The sequence below is a fragment of the Sphingobacterium sp. UBA7253 genome (assembly GCF_002472745.1).
GTDB classification, from domain to species: domain Bacteria; phylum Bacteroidota; class Bacteroidia; order Sphingobacteriales; family Sphingobacteriaceae; genus Sphingobacterium; species Sphingobacterium siyangense.
In genome coordinates this window covers 92,722-109,273 of sequence record NZ_DKSP01000119.1, presented here as the reverse complement: position 1 = coordinate 109,273, position 16,552 = coordinate 92,722, and the positions used below count along the sequence as shown (strand labels likewise).

The following is a 16,552-nucleotide window of genomic DNA, read 5'->3' as shown; positions in this document are numbered from 1 at the left end:
TCTTTATTTCTTAAATTTGAGTTCTATCATTTTTATATGCCGATTACCATACCTACACTTTCCTACGAGCTCAATACTACAGTTCGAATGCACCGTGAAGCCGAAGGCTACACACAGGAGGAATTTGCATTTCTGATCGGCAAGGATCTCAAAGAGGTCCAAGCAAATGAAGACCTAACGACCGATGCTGCCTACGATATCAATCACACTAATTTCTATGTTCGGGTCTTGGGAAAAGTACCCAAAGATATGTTTTTCAAGGACTCTTTTGAAGAGGCTACAATTAAGATATATGCGACGAAAACAGAAATAGAAAATAAGAAGACCGGTAAGAAAACCATTAAATTTAAAGGAACGGGTAGCTTTAACAAAAAGTCAACCGTGATCGAGTCCTATTCCATTCCAGTAGATCCAGATTATGACGTCTCTGCCGAAGACCAGGATCTGGTCTTAAGCATACTAGAAGATTGGCTGAGGAACGATTATTTTAAAGAGGGAATCACAGGTTATAAACTATACCAAGACTTATTAGCGAAAGCTCAATCCGCAGAGATACAACTTCCTGAGTCCTTCCGTCCTATCCTTGTTTCGCGCGCCATCACAACTCTGACCAATAAACGCAAAAAGCCAAAACTACTACCATACAGAAAACTACCTAAAACAGCTGAGAAGTGGTTGTTATATAAGGAGGATATTTAAACTAGATACAGATTGGTCAAGAACTCAACAAAAATATATTAATAAGAGATAGGGGGCATCCCTTTAACAAAAGCAAAATAACTGTTAAATTTACCGGAGCAGAAATCAGCTAAGGCCGGTTCCCAAAACTGATACATCAATAAGAGATAGGGGGCCTCCCTTTAACAAAAGCAAAATAACTGTTAAATTTACCGGTGCAGAAATCAGCTAAGGCCGGTTCCCAAAACTGATACATCAAAAGTTCGTACATTAATCTGGTTGGGTTGGAGAAGTTCCTTACACTAGGAGCGCCTGAAACAATAATTGGTGAATTTATATCCCGTATAGAAAGATAAAAGTTGAAAACTCCACCTGTTGATATCTGTTTAAAAACTAACAGTTATGAGGAAAATTAAAGTAAACGATTACGAAAAAATGCCTATTGTTAATCCTATGGCCGCAGGGATTGACGTTGGCAGTAAGTCTCATTTTGTATGTGTAAACCAGAATGAGGATGGAGTTCGGGAATTTGGTTGTTACACCAAAGATCTACAGGAATTGTGCGACTGGCTAAAGAGCAATCATATCACAACAGTTGCCCTTGAGAGTACAGGTAGTTATTTTAAACCTCTGTTTATCTTACTTCAGGCTAATGGATTGAATCCAATATTGGTCAATGGAAAATTTACTAAAAATGTAAAAGGGAAAAAGACAGATGTTCTGGATTGTCAATAGATACAAAAGTTGCATAGTATGGGAATGCTTGAAGGCAGTTTTATTCCAGATCTATACACAGAAACACTCAGACAATATTGTCGACATCGTAGCTCCCTGATTCTGGATTCTTCTGGGTATATCAATAAAATACAAAAATCTCTTCGTATTACAAATGTCCGTTTAGATTCTGTATTAGCGGATGTAGTTGGTCTTTCTGGAAAAGCAATCATCGAAGCTATTTTGGAAGGGGAACGCAACCCTCAGAAATTGGCAAATTATCATACTACCCCAATACTGGACAACTGCATAAATGTTTAAATTAGCAGTTGGAAATGAAAAAAGAACGCAGGAAATTCAGTGCAAGCTTTAAGGCTAAGGTAGCCATAGAAGCCATCAAAGAGCAGCAGTCTATCCAAGAGCTGGCGGTTAAATATGAGTTACACCCAACCCAGATCAACACTTGGAAACGGGAGTTTTTGGATAATGCAGAATGTGTTTTTACCACGGAGAAGTCTTCTTCAAAAGACGATTCCAAGGAAAAGGAACTATACTCCAAGATTGGGGAGTTACAGATACAGGTGGATTTCTTAAAAAAAGTATTGGGCAAATGAGCTTAGAAGAGAAACGTGGGCTTGTTTGCCCATCCTATAAGAAAATGAGCGTTTACAGACAGTGTAAGGTTATAGAGTTACCCCGTAGTAGTTATTATTTTAAACCCAAGAGGGAATCGCTGTTCAACCTACAGGTTATGAATGCGATAGATCGTAAGTTCCTAGACTGTCCATTCTACGGGGTAGAGCGCATGACAGATTATTTAAGACAAGATCTAGGTTATTTAGTGGGGTATAAGCGCGTTCGTAGGCTGTACAAGCTCATGAATCTGAAAACTATACATCCTAAAAAGAACTTGAGTAAAGCAAATAAGGCGGACTATAAATTTCCGTACCTACTCAGGAACCTTAAGATCGAAAGGCCTGCTCAGGTATGGCAGGCAGATATCACGTACATACCAATGTTTAAAGGCTTTATGTATATGTTTGCTATCATAGATGTATACAGCAGAAAGATAATGGGCTGGGACGTATCCAATACGATGAATGCCGAATGGTGCAGGGATGTGTTGGTCGATACGATCCAAACTCATGGTAAGCCCGAGATATTCAACACCGATCAGGGATCTCAGTTTACATCTGAAGTTTTTGTGAAAGCCTTACAGAAAAATGAGGTTAAGATATCAATGGACGGCAAAGGTAGAGCACTGGACAATATCTACATCGAAAGATTCTGGGGATCCCTTAAAAGAGAGAAGATATACCTCAATCCACCCAATGGAGGTGTGGATCTGTACCGGCACATTAAAGAGTACGTATCATTTTACAACACTGAAAGAAGGCACAAATCTTTAGGACGGATAACACCCGATGAAAAGTTCTGTAAGGAAATTAAAAATGTATCGTAATTATATCTTAGTTTAGTAAAAAGTTGTCCAGCAAATAGGGAGTATCATAAATCTCGCACACAATAGGGTCAAAAAGTGCAAGAACGAAATTGCATTAGCATTGACAGGAGACTGGCGTGAAGAGTATATATTTGAACTTAAACAAAGTTATGAGCTCTATCAATATCTTCAGAAAAAAATTCAAGAATGCGATGTTGAGATAAAAAACAACTTGAACAAAGAATCGAGGAAAATGAGAGAAAAGATGGCGAAGCGAGACCTTACTACCCTTCTGCTAAAAAGTTGACGCTTACCAAAAATGAAATAAATATTGATTTAGCTCAATTAAGCTATCAAATGAGTGCCGGAGTGGATCTTTCAAAGATAGAAGGGATTGGAAAGGGAACCATATTAACCATTCTATCAGAAGTCGGAACAGACTTAAGTTCGTTTCCTACGGCTAAACACTTTACGAGTTGGCTTCACCTGGCACCCAACAACAAGAAAACTGGAGGCAAAATAATTTCTAAAAGAACTCAGTCGGGTAAAAATAAGCTGGCAGATGCGCTCCGACATGCCGCAAACTCAATTGGCAATAAAAAGGAGGGGTATCTAAATTATTTTTTTAAACGAATCGCTTTAAGAAACGGTAGAGTTGCTGCAATTACAGCTACAGCCAGAAAGCTAGCAGTCATTATTTATAACATGTTAACAAAAAAGCAAGCATATCTTCCAGTTGAGAAGACGCTCTATTTAGAAACACTACGAAAAAATCAGATATCAGTGCCAGTGAGTTTGTTTTTCAATAAGTTACTTAACAGTATATTAATGTTGGTTATATAGAAATTTGGGGATAGAATTAAAGCCTTCGGCAACTCGTTTTAGGGGTCGCACTCGAGGCTTTCAGCCTCTGAGCACGAACCCTAAAAGGAGTGATGTGACACAGTTCAGTTTACACTACCTTTAATTTGCAATACCCCCCTAATTCGAGCACTTTTTGCAATCGAAAAAAAACACCCCAAAAGCTATCATCAAGCTTTTGGGGTGTCGTAGATTAATTTACTATATATTATGCTTAGTTAAATTTAAATTTAACACCAAACTGCATATAATAAGTTGAAGAGATCGATTCGTTCGGTCGATTCAACTCTTTTATTACATCGCCATTTGCATAGCCCAAGTTAAATGTTGGAACTGTAGTGCCATTTGCTGCTACTTTATCAATATTTTTTGGAGTCAATAAAATATTGTTATTAATTTTATAAGTACCCCAAGAAGAATTAAATAGGTTACCAATATTCATCACATCCCAGAAGAATTCTAATGAATTATTTCCGCCACCGATTCCTCTAAATACTTCTTGTGACAAATGGAAGTCAAACTGGTGTCTCCATGGTGCAACAGCGCCATTACGTTCAACATACTTTCCTTTGTGCTCGCTAAGGTACTTATCGCCATCCACTAAGCTCCAAAATATGTCGGATTGCTCCTGCGCAGTGTATGCTTTCTTACCATAGTTACTGTTACCAGCCGCTATATCAATAAATTTCAATTCTGAAGCATCTTTCGGGATGTAGATTAAGTCATTATTTTGACCATCACGATTAAAATCAGAACCATAATAGTAAGAGAATCTACCCATTGAGCTTCCACTATAGAATAATGTCATCGAAGTGTTCAATTTACCAATCCAATTGTTGGTGTAAGTCACAGATCCCATTAAACGATGAGGAACAATATTGGTAGTATATCCCAGTTCGGGATTATTGGAGTTACCGTTTGCTTGAAGAGGAATAGACCATAGGTTTTGAATTTGATCTCCAGCTCCATCACCGTAATTTTTAGCTCCACTATAAGTGTATGCAACCATTCCGGAAAATCCTTTATCGAAGCCTTTTTGCAATTGAGCAGTTACCGAATAATAATGTCCACCTTTCGCATTGGTCATGTACGTTGGAATAAATTGTCCTGTAGATCCTTTAACAGGTTGTCCTTTTGAGTCAATTGTATATAGGTATTTATCTGCGTTTGCATTCGGGAAAATAAATCTAGTATCTCCATATCCAGCGATATTCATTGCCGTCGGATCAACCAAGTTTACATTTTTTGCAACTACAGCATTAATATCTTTATTATAGATAGCCTCTACTGTACCCACTACTCCCCAAGGTAACTTGTAATCAACAGCTACACTTGATTTCCAAGTTGAAGGAAATTTAAGGTTAACATCCATCGCTGACATATTTCCGGGCAATGAAGTTCCTGCTGCATCAGGCGTGGCAGGGTAGTTTGCTTTAATATCTGGGCTAAATGATGGCATATTTGCATCGCCAGCAGCATAAGTCTTTGTATATTGAAGCATACCAGAATCTCCTGATTGAGCAACGATCCAAACAAAAGGAATTCGACCAGTAAATACTCCTGTACCTCCACGAACAATAAATGAACGATCACCATTAACATCATAATTAAATCCAAAACGCGGAGATACCATTACTCTTGTTTTAGGCATCGCACCTGTATTTAGATGAAGTCCGTTAGCAAATTCTAAGCTCTGCAACAGTGGATGAGTTTTCATTTCCGATACATCAGGATATGTTGGAAGCTCTAAGCGGATCCCCCCTGTCAATTTCAATTTTTCATTTACTGTAAACTGATCTTGCAGATAAAGTGACCATTGGTTAAACTTGAAGCTTGGCATAGCCTGTGAGCCATCTGCCGTCAACGGATAAGTCAGCGCATAGTTTACAGCAGGTTTGCCACCAGTAAAATCTTCCCAAGAGTTATACATATAGTAACCAGCACCAAAACGTTGGAATCCGTTTACAGTACGCGATGTCTCAAACTGAAGACCTCCAGTAAAGTAATGATCGTTCAAGGTATAGTTAGCGTCATAATTTGCAGTCCAAGTTTTGACCGAGCGAAGATTTCCGTACGTAAACGGATCTGTTCCAAAAGAGGTAAGTATATTACCACCAGTACCAGCAATACCATCACGTATATCTACTAAAGGAAATACACTTCCCGAGACACTTCTAGGCTCATCTTGGTTCACATAAGAGAGACGAGCAGAATGATTCAAATTACCAATCTTTCCATTATATTCGGCTGTCGCGGAATATAAGTTTGTTTCTTGAAAATAATTCGAGTTTTGAAAACTTAAAGCATTATTTCCAGTTCTACTCATTGGATACACTTTTGTATCAATATTAGAACCACTAAATGAAGAACTCAAATTAGAAGGAGATTTCCCTTTAACTTGGTTGTATCTAAAATTGATTTTGTGATTATCAGCAATGTTCCAGTCGATACGAGCAAAAATCTTATCATTATTACTTTTCGAAGAATATCCTTGGTAAGCACCAGGATCATAACCGTAAGTATTTTTCAAATAATTGCTCACTTCATCCATAAAAGCAACTGTAGGTCTTGCAAAATAACTTGTAGTTCCATAGTCTGATTCTTTTACAGAAGCAACTTTGGTCGGCCCTGGTTCAGTTTGCTTCAATTGTTCAACATTCACAAAGAAGAATAACTTGTTTTTAATAATTGGACCACCTAAACTTACACCATACTGTTTTACACTTAGATCATTAGGTGTAAACACCACATCATTTACACGAGTTCCTTGTTGTTTATCAGAACGACCACTATAAAAAGCTGAGCCAAAGAAATCGTTACGACCAGAACGTGTTACAGCATTAATAGACGCTCCTGTAAAACCTGATTGGCGAACATCAAAAGGAGTTACATTCACTGAGATCTGCTCTATCGCGTCAATAGAAATTGGAGATCCATTTGCTGGAATATTTTGGCCAATACCAAATTGGTTATTGAAATTCGCTCCGTCAACAGTGAAATTATTGGCACGGTAATTTCCCCCACCAATAGCAGTCCCATTAGCCTGCGGAGTTAAACGGGTTAAATCATTTACACTTCTAGTAATTGTAGGCAAATTTTCGATCTGACGACGCCCAACAATGGTAGATGCTCCATTTCGCTCTCCTTTTAAAACTCCAGCTCTTGTAACAACTACTTCTTCAAGATTAGTCGCTGAATCGCCGAAAACAGGATTTACCACGAAAGGCTCACCTAATTGCAAATAAACATCTTCATATACAACTGGTTGTTGTCCTACATAGGTAACTTCAACCTTATAAGGTCCCCCAACACGCATCGCTGGTAGGTTAAAGCGACCGGCTGAATTTGAAGAACCGGAGTAAACTGTTCCCGATGGAACGTGTGTAGCTTTGATAGTTGCACCCGAAGTTACACTGCCATTAGCCTCTTTTACAATACCTGTAACGCTACTTGTTGTAACCTGAGCTTGTACAGCACCATAACTAGCCATAACAAGAGCGAAAAAGAGTAAAGATCTTTTCATATAATGTGATTTGTTAAAAAATGTTAAGCAAAATTACTAAGAGATTTCAAATTACAAAGGACTTAATATAAACTTAACACACTAAACCACACCCTTTTCATGAAATCCACACCAAAAATCAGACATCAACCTATAATTTATCACGACAAAAAACGTTGTAAGATGTTTTAAACCAGCATTTACATTCTAATTATCGGATCAAAAATAGTTTTCCACATCAATTCTGGATTTTTTTTTGTAACAACATTCTTCCAATCGGAATTTAACTTTTTGAAAATTTTTAACTAATTTCCTGTCAATCGAGACTTTTATTAAACAACTCAGTTTCTTGTCGAATTTGAGCCACTATAACCTATGCTGATCGAAAAAATCAAAACGATTGTATAGACGTGATGGTTTATATAAAAAATGTTTCAAAAACCGAGAACTTTTCAGAAATTCGCGCACCTAATAATTTATGCTTCATGGAAGACGGTATTCAAAATTCTTCTTTTCTAGAACCTGCAGACCTTAAACTGTCTCCTGCAGGACTCGCTTTTTTAGCTTCAGCAGCCAAATGGGCCAATTTTTTGGCCATCGTCTGTTTTATTTTCATAGGCATCTCGGCCATCACCATGGTCAGCCTGATCTTTGGCGCAAGTGCATTGTCACTCGGTGCAGACGAATATGTCACAGCGGGGGCCTTATCCACATTCGGTGTCCTCTACCTGCTCTTTCTTGCTTTCTTTTGCCTTCCCATCTATTTCCTGTATAATTTTGGATCAAAAGCAAAAAAAGCAATCGAGAATCGCGATAGCATCCAATTGGAGTTGTGCTTAGATGCACTCAAAAAACATTATAAGTTTATTGGCATCATAGTCATCATCACCATCGCTTTTAATTTTATGGGACTAGTCGTTGGTGTCGTACTCGGCATTAGTGATGCTTTTGCCGGCGTATAATATAGCCATAAATAACGCTTATAAAAAAGCGGAGTATGCTAGGTGCATACTCCGCTTTTTCTATTGTATTGATTCTTTATTTTTTATAATATTTCATTGCGTTTGGAATCAATTTCTGAATATCCGCAATCCGTCGCTCATCACTCGGGTGCGTACTCAAAAACTCTGGCTGCCCTTTTTGACTACCCGATGCCATACGTTTCCAGAAATCTACAGCCTCATTTGGATTATAACCTGCCAAAGCCATAATAATCAAACCTGCTGCATCCGCATCAGATTCATCGCTTCTTGAAAATTTCAATTGCGCCAGGTTTCCACCTAAACCATACAGATTGTTAAAAACTCCAAGGGTACTGTTGCCAGATACGCCGGCTGCGGAACCTAAAATCTGTCCGCCCAATTGTAAAGCAATCTGATTCGAAGCCTGCGCTACGGAATGCTCCTCAATGGCATGGGCTATCTCATGCCCCATTACTGTGGCAAGTCCGGCTTCGGTACGTGTAACAGGCAAAATTCCGGTATAAACTGCCACTTTACCACCAGGCATACACCATGCGTTCACATCATCACTCCTTACTAAGTTGAATTCCCAATTGAAGTTAAATTGGTTGGCACGACCGGTGCTTTGCAAATATTGGTTAACCGCAGTAGCCAGCTTATTGCCAACACGTTTCACCATGGCTGCATCTGCAGTTCCGGTTACTACTTTTGCGCTATTCTTCGATAAAAAATCTTTATAAGCCAATGCAGCCTGTTGGTTCACTTGATCAGCACTGACCAATTTTAAATATTTTTTCCCGGTAACAGCTGAAGTTGCGCAACCTGACAACCCCGATGCCAGTGTTACACACGCTAATACCATAGCTGAATACTTAAACATTCCGTTCATAGTTTATATTTTATTTCAAGGGCCATATGGAGTTTCAAAGCGAAAGATAATCGCGTTTCCGCTCTTCCCACATGGATATTTCACAATAATTATTAAATCGTACTTAGCAAATACAATTATTGTGCCTATTCTTTTTCCTTAGCCTTTTTCTTGAAGAGATAAATCTTGGATTCGTGCCCCTTTAACAGGCGCTCAATATTCTTTTGGTGGGTAATTAACAACAGAATACAGATGGCTATGCCGTAAAGCAGCACAGAGGGTATGGTTGTTTTAAAAATAAAGGCCAAACTAAAGGGAAATGCAAATCCCGCTGAAATGGATCCCAATGAAACATAATGTGTGGTCAGCAGGATGATGATAAACACTGAAACACAGACCAAAGCGGCAGGTGTATGTATAGCGAGGATCATACCACACAGGGTTGCCACCCCTTTTCCACCTCGAAACCCTGCAAATACAGGAAACAAATGTCCTAATACCGCAATAACGCCAAGTGCCAACTGAAAGTTGACAAATTGGACATCGCTGGTATTTTGCCCCAGTTCTATTAAATAAGCCAGGTTTGTTGCTGTCCAGCCTTTAAATATATCTACAAACATCACGATCGATCCCGCTTTAGGGCCCAATACGCGAAAGGTGTTAGTCGCCCCAGCATTACCGCTACCATACTCACGAACATCTACCCCATAAAATGCCTGTCCCAACCAAACTGCTGTAGGTATGGAACCAAACAAATAAGCTAGTAATACTGCAGTTACTAAATAAATCGATATCATTAATTAAATCAGTTCTTATATTAATTTGGCTTTCAGACTAAGATCCAAGCTCTTTACACTATGTGTTAAAGCGCCTACTGAAATATAATCTACCCCAGCCTCCGCATACGATCGGATCGTGTCGAAAGTTATTCCCCCAGAGGCCTCTGTCTTGAATCGATGGTCAATTAGCTGAACAGCTTTGGCTACATCCTGCGGCGAAAAATTATCTAACATGATTCGGTCCACTTCGCCAAAGTTAAGAACTTCATCAAGCTCCGCAAAATTTCGGACTTCAATTTCTATTTCTATTGGTTTATTTAGGTTCTTTCTGTAATCATTTGCACGTTTTAGCGCCGGCACAATACCACCACTATAGTCCACATGATTGTCCTTAATTAAAATCATATCAAAAAGACCAAAACGATGATTGGTTCCACCTCCTATACGAACGGCCTCTTTCTCCAATACACGCAATAAGGGTGTGGTTTTCCGTGTATCCAAAACTTTCGTATCTGTACCTTTGAGAAGGTCTACATATTTTCGGGTAGTTGTCGCAATGCCGCTCATACGCTGCATGACATTCAGCACCAAACGCTCTGCCAGCAAAATACTTTGGATATTTCCCCTCACATAAAAAGCAATATCACCTACTTTAACCTGACTTCCATCCTGGATAAACACCTCACAGGCCAACGTATCGCCAATATAAGCAATAATCGCCTGTGCGACTTCAACCCCTGCTAAAATACCATTATCCTTAACAATCAATTTGGCTTCACCTTGCGCCCCAGCCTCAATCGTAGAAAGTGAGGTATGATCACCATCGCCCAAATCTTCCGCGACAGCCTGTTTTACAAACTGGGCCAGATAGTCCTTGATTTCCTTCTCCATAAATACTATTTATTGGGCTAAGATGTGGAATAATTTTTTAATCGAAAAATAGATTTATAAAAAAAGCATCGCTAGCTTTAATTTTTGTCGATTCTTAGCTCTTCAATCGAATGGTTATTATTTCCTACGCCGATCTTAATAAAGACACGATAGTTTGTTTGTTCTGTAGCTAATGTAAATGTAAAATATTGATAGCCATTGTTCGCATTGCTGGCTTGCGTCAATTTAACAGTCTTGGGTTTATGCTGATTAAAAAATGCCGCCAACATGATTTCTGACTGATACTTTGTGTATACGCCATTCTCCCCCAAAATAGATAAGGTTAAGTTTGAGCCGAAATACTTGGCCATATTTTTTGCATTACCTTCTTTCAAATACGATTTCAGTTCCTCTGAAATACTTCCTAAAGAATCATCATCACCTGGCAAAGCTACCTTTACCACTGTATTTACTTCTCTTAAATAATGCCCGAAGGCCGCAGTGTGTACAAAAAGACTATTAATAAGTATAAATGCGCAATAGCTTAAAAATTTCATATAGCTCAACATATTATAGAACAGCTTCTATCATCCATATCAATCATTAGGTAGCTCCGTTTTTTTACCGAACATAAATTATGCCACAAACCTATAAAATTATTAGGGATTAACAAGGGAACTTTTTAAGATGCGTTGATAGATTCTAAAATTAAGATTATCTTTGTTATACGATGAATAAGAAAAAAGTTGCACTCATGATCCTAGACGGACTAGGATATGGAAAACATGATAAATCAAATGCAGTTGAAGCTGCAAACACACCATTTTTAGATCATTTATTAGAAGCTTATCCAAACTCGAGCTTAGAGGCTTCGGGTGAAGCTGTAGGCTTACCTGCCGGACAGATGGGTAACTCGGAGGTTGGTCACATGAATCTTGGCGCCGGAAGAATCGTCTATCAAGAATTGGGTCGTATTCACAAAGCTGTCAATGACGGTGTATTCAATTCGGACCCTATTATTCAAGACGCATTTAAATATGCATTGGAAAATAACAAAAAGGTACATTTAATCGGATTACTTTCTGATGGTGGTGTACACGCACATACAAAGCACTTAAAAGGCTTATGTGATGCTGCAAAACAGGCCGGCTTGACAAGTGACCAAGTTTTTATACATGCATTTTTAGATGGCCGTGATACGGATCCAAACTCCGGCATTGGTTATGTTAGAGACTTACAAGACTATTTAAAGACGACAACAGGTACTTTTGCCTCTGCAATAGGCCGATATTATGCAATGGACCGCGACAACAGATGGGAACGTGTAAAATTAGCATACGATCTTTTGGTAAAAGCGGAAGGTGAAAAATCCAATGACCTTGTTGCATCGATCCAAAAATCATACGACGAAGGTGTAACCGATGAATTTGTGAAACCAATTGCATTGGTAGATGCAAACGGTGCGCCAGTGGCAACAATCCAAGAAGGTGATGTTGTATTCTGTTACAACTTCAGAACAGATCGTGGCCGCGAGATTACAATTGCATTGACACAAAAGGCATTTCCAGAATATGATCTACAACCATTAGATCTATATTATGTGACAATGACCTCTTACGATGAAACATTCCAAAATGTCAGAGTGGTATTCCAAAAAGATAACTTGACCAATACCTTGGGTGAAGTGTTGGAAGCAAATCATAAAACACAAACGCGTATTGCCGAAACAGAGAAATATCCGCACGTGACATTTTTCTTTTCAGGAGGTCGTGAACAACAGTTTGAAGGTGAAAACCGCTTGTTGGTTCCATCTCCAAAAGTAGCGACCTACGATCTTCAACCGGAGATGTCTGCTCAAGGAATTACTGAAGCTATTGTCAACGATATGGAAACACTTCAACCTGATTTTATCTGCCTGAATTTTGCGAATCCTGACATGGTAGGTCACACGGGTGTTTTTGAGGCTGTTATAAAAGCAGTGGAAACTGTTGATCAATGTACAAAAACGGTTGTTGAGACAGGCCTTAAAAATGGTTACTCCTTTATTATTTTGGCCGACCACGGTAACTCCGAGTTTATGGTCAATGAAGATGGATCGCCAAATACGGCACATACAACCAATTTGGTTCCATGTATCTTGATTGACGATCAGTATAAGAAAATAGCAGATGGTAAATTAGGTGATATTGCCCCAACCGTCTTACAGCTTTTAGGCGTCAATATCCCCGTTGAAATGACAGGAAATGTATTGGTATCAGAATAATAATTTACTTATAAATAGTGGCAGAGCACTTTCCCTTGTTATGGGCAGTGCGCTGCTTTTTTGGAGCTGTGGGTCTCCATCCGCGACAAAAGGTCCTCAAAAATCTTCAGACATATTTTCTGTTGATTCATTCTTTACTGCCGAGGTCAATCGCCTGCAGCAACTCAACCCCTCGGTTCTAAAATCTGTCAACAAAGATGGAGAAAAAGAACAAAAGGAACTGAAAATTAGCAACTGGAAAAATGAACTTTCCGCCTTTCAAGCTGCCGACATCAGCAAAAACTTCGATCCATCACTGTATGAAGTTAAAGCTGTAGACTGTGTAACAGAATTTACAGCTAAAAAGAAAGAACTACAAATACAAAAGTTACGCATCGAGTTTGATAACAACGAAAAGGTAAAACACATCCATATCGATAAAAAGATAACAAATACCTTATACGATAGTCAAGAAAAATTAGACTATTATACGGACTCGCTTTATCGCATTGTCAAATTTCAAGATGTCCAAGGCTTGGATGCCAATCAATATGAAATTGAAGGCAAGTTTATTCCTTCCAAAAAATAAACAACCTTATCGATCATATGCAAAGTGTCTATCTAATCTTTGGATAGACACTTTTTTTTTTGTTCCGACGGGTATCCCCTATCACATCTTTTCGATAATCGGTTCAAAATAATAAATGCAACACAATTGCTTTGTATTATATTTTCCTTACCTTTGATCTGATTAACAAAATAACTCAAGAGAAAACGTGGGTTTAAACGTAGTGGTTTTAGCGTGAAAGGTATCTCATTGAACAAATTCGCAGCATTAATGCTCTTATTGACCTTCTTAATTGGTCAGTTCATTGTGTATACCCATGCGCATACGCAAACTACACTCAGTATCGTAGACAGTCCTGCAAAAAAACACCACACGGATCATCCCAAGTGCTCCATTTGTGATCAAAACTCACACCCACAAATTCTTTTCCATTTTACGCTGCACGAATTAATACTTCCGACACAGCAGGTTGAATTTGGACTGTTTATCACGGGAGATCAAATTATTCGATCACTGCTTTCTGGCAATCGTGGTCCCCCCATCGCTTAATTTTTACATAAGTCCGATAATGTCATTCATATACTCTTCTCATTATTGCGACAAACGACTTCATACAAGTTTTTAGAACTCGACAGTCTCAAGAATTCATACGATGAGTTATTGAGCTGCTGTCTTGCTTGATGTTATATACGTAAAAATTATTCGTACAGATGAAACTTAAAATTATAGGCTGCATTTTTATGCTTGCCACTTATTTCTCCATATTTCCAGCTCTCGCCGCAACAATCAGCGGTAAAATAACGGATGCGAAAACGAATCTTCCCATTGCTGGCGCTACAATAGCGCTGCAACAGCTTCGTTCGAGCACCGCATCAGACCAACAGGGTCACTACAGCTTCAAATCACTTCCTTCAAGTGGACGCTATTTGGTTGAAGTCCGTTTCTTGGGCTATCAGTCCGTTGTTAAGGCCGTCGATCTCACTTCGGAAAATCTTTCCCTTGATTTCGCCCTAACAGAAAGTATTATTGAAACCAATGAAGTCGTCGTTACGGGCACATTGGTCACCTCACAGAGCCGTCGCAACAGTACCTCAGTAGCTGTCATTTCCAAAGATGAACTGCAGGGAAATGCAACGAACCTGATTGATGCATTAGCCCGACAAGTTCCCGGGCTAAGCCAGATCACAACAGGACAAGGTATTTCAAAACCTGTTATACGGGGACTCGGTTATAATCGAGTCGTCACCGTGAGTGATGGTGTTAAACAGATGGGACAGCAATGGGGTGATGAACATGGTATCGAGATCGATCAAAATCAACCGGATCGCGTGGAGGTTTTACGTGGTGCAGCCTCTCTGATGTACGGCTCTGATGCTATTGGCGGTGTAATCAATGTGCTTGAACCAAATGTTCCTACAGCTGGGCAAATTAAAGGTGAGGTACTGAGCAGCTACTCCACCAACAACGGATTAACCAATAGTTCGGTTATGCTTACCGGTAATGAAAATGGCTTTGTATGGCGGGGCCGTGGTTCTTATCAAAATGCCTATTCGTATAATACACCAGCAGGCCGATATGGCAATAGTGGTTTTAACAACAGTAATTTCAGTGGTATGCTCGGGCTGAACAAGCAATGGGGCTACTCTCATCTGAATTTTTCGTACCTGAAAAATAATATCGGCTTTTACGATGCCGAACCTGGTGACCCGCTTTACATCAACTCAAAAAGCCGTACCTTGGACTTCCCCAAGCAGGACATCCGTCATTACAAACTGGCTCTTAACAATAACTTTGTCATCGGTTCCGGTAGTTTAAAACTTGATCTGGGCTATCAAAAAAATCAACGTCGGGAACTTGAAGAAGCAACGCCTTCCTTATTCTTTGACCTGAATACGTATTCACTTGACGCAAAATATTCGTTAAGTGAAAAAAATGGCTGGCAACATGTATTTGGCATTAGTGCTAGCCAGGAGCATAGTCTAAATAAAGGTGTTGAATTCTTAATTCCGGCCTATGATCAGTTGGAATTGGGCGCTTTTGGCTATGCAAAGAAAACCTGGGGCGAAAATACCTTTAACGTCGGATTACGCTATGACTACGTCAACAACAAAGGCAAACAGCTCTTTATTGAAGACGAAGAGCAGTTCGCCGGTTTTAAAAATAGTTTCAGCAATGTGAGCGGAGCGCTTGGATATACCCATATTTTCAGCGAAGACCTCAATTTCAAAGCAAATGCGGGTTCGGCATTTAGAGCCCCTAATCCCGCTGAACTCGGCTCAAACGGGGTGCACGAAGGGACTTACCGCTATGAAGTGGGAAATGAAAACCTGAAACCTGAACGAAGCTACCAAGCGGATGCAACGCTGGAGTTTGGACATAGCATCGTTACCGGAAGTATCGGAATCTATGAAAACTATATCCACAATTTTATTTATGCCTCAACAACAAAAGGCGATACCAAAACTGTGGTGGGTGAAGATGGCGATTCGCATACCTACGACGTATACCGCTATGGCCAGGTCAACGCCAATCTTTACGGTGTCGAAGGAAGCCTAAATTTTCATTTGTTGAACTGGATACACCTGGATAATACATTTAGCTATACCCATGCACAGAACAATACATTTAACAGACCGCTTGCATTGATTCCAGCTGGTGTTGTTCACAATACATTGCGGCTTGAGCCTAAGATTAGCGGCTTGAATGCTTTCTACGTTTCTGTGGGTCTGGACAATTATTTCAAACAGAACCGCATTGATGAAACCTACGAAACCCCAGCAAACTCGTATTCCTTATTGAACGCAGGGATCGGTACAACATTACATCTCGGATCGCAACAGCTCAAAGTATTTGCAGCAGCTTCAAACTTGACCAACAAACGTTATTACGATGCACTGAGCCGATTGCGCCCAGGACGTCTTTCACAGGAAGACACGAGCTTTGGTGTCTATAACATGGGAAGAAACATCACCTTCGGTGTGTATATGCCATTGCGCATAAAGTAAATTTAGCTTAGCACAAACGAGTCGATTAAGATTAGTACACAGTAAAATAGAAAAAGGCGGGA

16 protein-coding genes are annotated in these 16,552 nt (G+C 39.5%); 11 read left to right on the top strand and 5 right to left on the bottom strand.

What is annotated here, in order from left to right; translation table 11 throughout:
- Nucleotides 1-36: 36 nt before the first annotated feature.
- The 6 genes from B2X72_RS12025 to B2X72_RS12000 all read left to right on the top strand — a co-directional run bounded on the left by B2X72_RS12025 (nucleotide 37) and on the right by B2X72_RS12000 (nucleotide 3,676).
- A complete protein-coding gene (locus B2X72_RS12025) occupies nucleotides 37-699 on the top strand; it encodes a hypothetical protein (protein WP_070566651.1) in 663 nt (220 codons plus the stop codon).
- 381 nt (nucleotides 700-1,080) lie between these two features.
- Entirely contained in the window at nucleotides 1,081-1,413 is a 333-nt protein-coding gene (locus B2X72_RS12020; protein WP_070563628.1) for an IS110 family transposase, read from the top strand.
- Nucleotides 1,414-1,431: 18 nt separating this feature from the next.
- The gene (locus B2X72_RS12015) at nucleotides 1,432-1,713 is read left to right on the top strand and encodes a hypothetical protein (RefSeq protein ID WP_070563631.1); all 282 of its coding nucleotides are present in this window, start codon (nucleotides 1,432-1,434) and stop codon (nucleotides 1,711-1,713) included.
- Between the two features lie 14 nt (nucleotides 1,714-1,727).
- On the top strand, nucleotides 1,728-2,006 hold the full coding sequence (locus B2X72_RS12010) for a transposase (RefSeq protein WP_070563634.1): 279 nt from the start codon (nucleotides 1,728-1,730) through the stop codon (nucleotides 2,004-2,006).
- On the top strand, nucleotides 2,003-2,854 hold the full coding sequence (locus B2X72_RS12005; RefSeq protein WP_070563637.1) for an IS3 family transposase: 852 nt from the start codon (nucleotides 2,003-2,005) through the stop codon (nucleotides 2,852-2,854). The genes B2X72_RS12010 and B2X72_RS12005 overlap by 4 nt, the downstream gene beginning before the upstream one ends.
- Nucleotides 2,855-3,136: 282 nt before the next feature.
- Nucleotides 3,137-3,676: a transposase gene (locus tag B2X72_RS12000; RefSeq protein ID WP_070563643.1), complete on the top strand. Its 540-nt coding sequence runs from the start codon at nucleotides 3,137-3,139 to the stop codon at nucleotides 3,674-3,676.
- 232 nt (nucleotides 3,677-3,908) lie between these two features.
- Here the strand turns inward: B2X72_RS12000 and B2X72_RS11995 are convergent, their stop codons facing one another.
- A complete protein-coding gene (locus tag B2X72_RS11995; protein ID WP_286849708.1) occupies nucleotides 3,909-7,217 on the bottom strand; it encodes a TonB-dependent receptor in 3,309 nt (1,102 codons plus the stop codon).
- Nucleotides 7,218-7,681: 464 nt separating this feature from the next.
- On the opposite strand from B2X72_RS11995, the gene B2X72_RS11990 reads away from it, so the two are divergent.
- On the top strand, nucleotides 7,682-8,158 hold the full coding sequence (locus B2X72_RS11990; protein ID WP_286770134.1) for a hypothetical protein: 477 nt from the start codon (nucleotides 7,682-7,684) through the stop codon (nucleotides 8,156-8,158).
- 76 nt (nucleotides 8,159-8,234) lie between these two features.
- Here B2X72_RS11990 and B2X72_RS11985 read toward each other — a convergent pair whose 3' ends face one another.
- From B2X72_RS11985 to B2X72_RS11970, 4 genes are all read right to left on the bottom strand, one after another.
- Nucleotides 8,235-9,047, bottom strand: a complete 813-nt coding sequence (locus B2X72_RS11985) for a M48 family metallopeptidase (RefSeq protein WP_286770133.1) — start codon at nucleotides 9,045-9,047, stop codon at nucleotides 8,235-8,237.
- Nucleotides 9,048-9,172: 125 nt separating this feature from the next.
- Nucleotides 9,173-9,823, bottom strand: coding sequence for a glycerol-3-phosphate 1-O-acyltransferase PlsY (gene plsY / locus B2X72_RS11980; RefSeq protein ID WP_046674998.1), 651 nt, complete (start codon nucleotides 9,821-9,823; stop codon nucleotides 9,173-9,175).
- A gap of 15 nt (nucleotides 9,824-9,838) precedes the next feature.
- Nucleotides 9,839-10,696, bottom strand: coding sequence for a carboxylating nicotinate-nucleotide diphosphorylase (gene nadC, locus B2X72_RS11975; protein ID WP_070563656.1), 858 nt, complete (start codon nucleotides 10,694-10,696; stop codon nucleotides 9,839-9,841).
- A gap of 77 nt (nucleotides 10,697-10,773) precedes the next feature.
- Nucleotides 10,774-11,232, bottom strand: coding sequence for a DUF4783 domain-containing protein (locus B2X72_RS11970; RefSeq protein ID WP_157698559.1), 459 nt, complete (start codon nucleotides 11,230-11,232; stop codon nucleotides 10,774-10,776).
- A 173-nt stretch (nucleotides 11,233-11,405) separates the two neighbouring features.
- Between B2X72_RS11970 and gpmI the strand changes: the two genes are divergently transcribed.
- From gpmI to B2X72_RS11950, 4 genes are all read left to right on the top strand, one after another.
- Nucleotides 11,406-12,938, top strand: a complete 1,533-nt coding sequence (gene gpmI / locus B2X72_RS11965) for a 2,3-bisphosphoglycerate-independent phosphoglycerate mutase (protein ID WP_286849706.1) — start codon at nucleotides 11,406-11,408, stop codon at nucleotides 12,936-12,938.
- A complete protein-coding gene (locus tag B2X72_RS11960; protein WP_115047437.1) occupies nucleotides 12,919-13,506 on the top strand; it encodes a hypothetical protein in 588 nt (195 codons plus the stop codon). The genes gpmI and B2X72_RS11960 overlap by 20 nt, the downstream gene beginning before the upstream one ends.
- A 213-nt stretch (nucleotides 13,507-13,719) precedes the next feature.
- Complete coding sequence (locus B2X72_RS11955) at nucleotides 13,720-14,034, top strand: hypothetical protein (protein ID WP_286710409.1); 315 nt, start codon at nucleotides 13,720-13,722, stop codon at nucleotides 14,032-14,034.
- Nucleotides 14,035-14,195: 161 nt separating this feature from the next.
- The gene (locus B2X72_RS11950; RefSeq protein WP_286849704.1) at nucleotides 14,196-16,490 is read left to right on the top strand and encodes a TonB-dependent receptor; all 2,295 of its coding nucleotides are present in this window, start codon (nucleotides 14,196-14,198) and stop codon (nucleotides 16,488-16,490) included.
- The last annotated feature ends 62 nt before the right edge of the window (nucleotides 16,491-16,552 follow it).

Coding starts and splice junctions, on each gene's coding strand:
- B2X72_RS12020 (WP_070563628.1), top strand. CDS start 1,081: ATGAGGAAAATTAAAGTAAACGATTACGAAAAAATGCCTATTGTTAAT.
- B2X72_RS11995 (WP_286849708.1), bottom strand. CDS start 7,217: ATGAAAAGATCTTTACTCTTTTTCGCTCTTGTTATGGCTAGTTATGGT.
- B2X72_RS12005 (WP_070563637.1), top strand. CDS start 2,003: ATGAGCTTAGAAGAGAAACGTGGGCTTGTTTGCCCATCCTATAAGAAA.
- B2X72_RS12015 (WP_070563631.1), top strand. CDS start 1,432: ATGGGAATGCTTGAAGGCAGTTTTATTCCAGATCTATACACAGAAACA.
- B2X72_RS11985 (WP_286770133.1), bottom strand. CDS start 9,047: ATGAACGGAATGTTTAAGTATTCAGCTATGGTATTAGCGTGTGTAACA.
- B2X72_RS12010 (WP_070563634.1), top strand. CDS start 1,728: ATGAAAAAAGAACGCAGGAAATTCAGTGCAAGCTTTAAGGCTAAGGTA.
- B2X72_RS11990 (WP_286770134.1), top strand. CDS start 7,682: ATGGAAGACGGTATTCAAAATTCTTCTTTTCTAGAACCTGCAGACCTT.
- B2X72_RS11950 (WP_286849704.1), top strand. CDS start 14,196: ATGAAACTTAAAATTATAGGCTGCATTTTTATGCTTGCCACTTATTTC.
- nadC (WP_070563656.1), bottom strand. CDS start 10,696: ATGGAGAAGGAAATCAAGGACTATCTGGCCCAGTTTGTAAAACAGGCT.
- B2X72_RS12025 (WP_070566651.1), top strand. CDS start 37: ATGCCGATTACCATACCTACACTTTCCTACGAGCTCAATACTACAGTT.
- B2X72_RS11960 (WP_115047437.1), top strand. CDS start 12,919: ATGTATTGGTATCAGAATAATAATTTACTTATAAATAGTGGCAGAGCA.
- gpmI (WP_286849706.1), top strand. CDS start 11,406: ATGAATAAGAAAAAAGTTGCACTCATGATCCTAGACGGACTAGGATAT.
- B2X72_RS11970 (WP_157698559.1), bottom strand. CDS start 11,232: ATGAAATTTTTAAGCTATTGCGCATTTATACTTATTAATAGTCTTTTT.
- plsY (WP_046674998.1), bottom strand. CDS start 9,823: ATGATATCGATTTATTTAGTAACTGCAGTATTACTAGCTTATTTGTTT.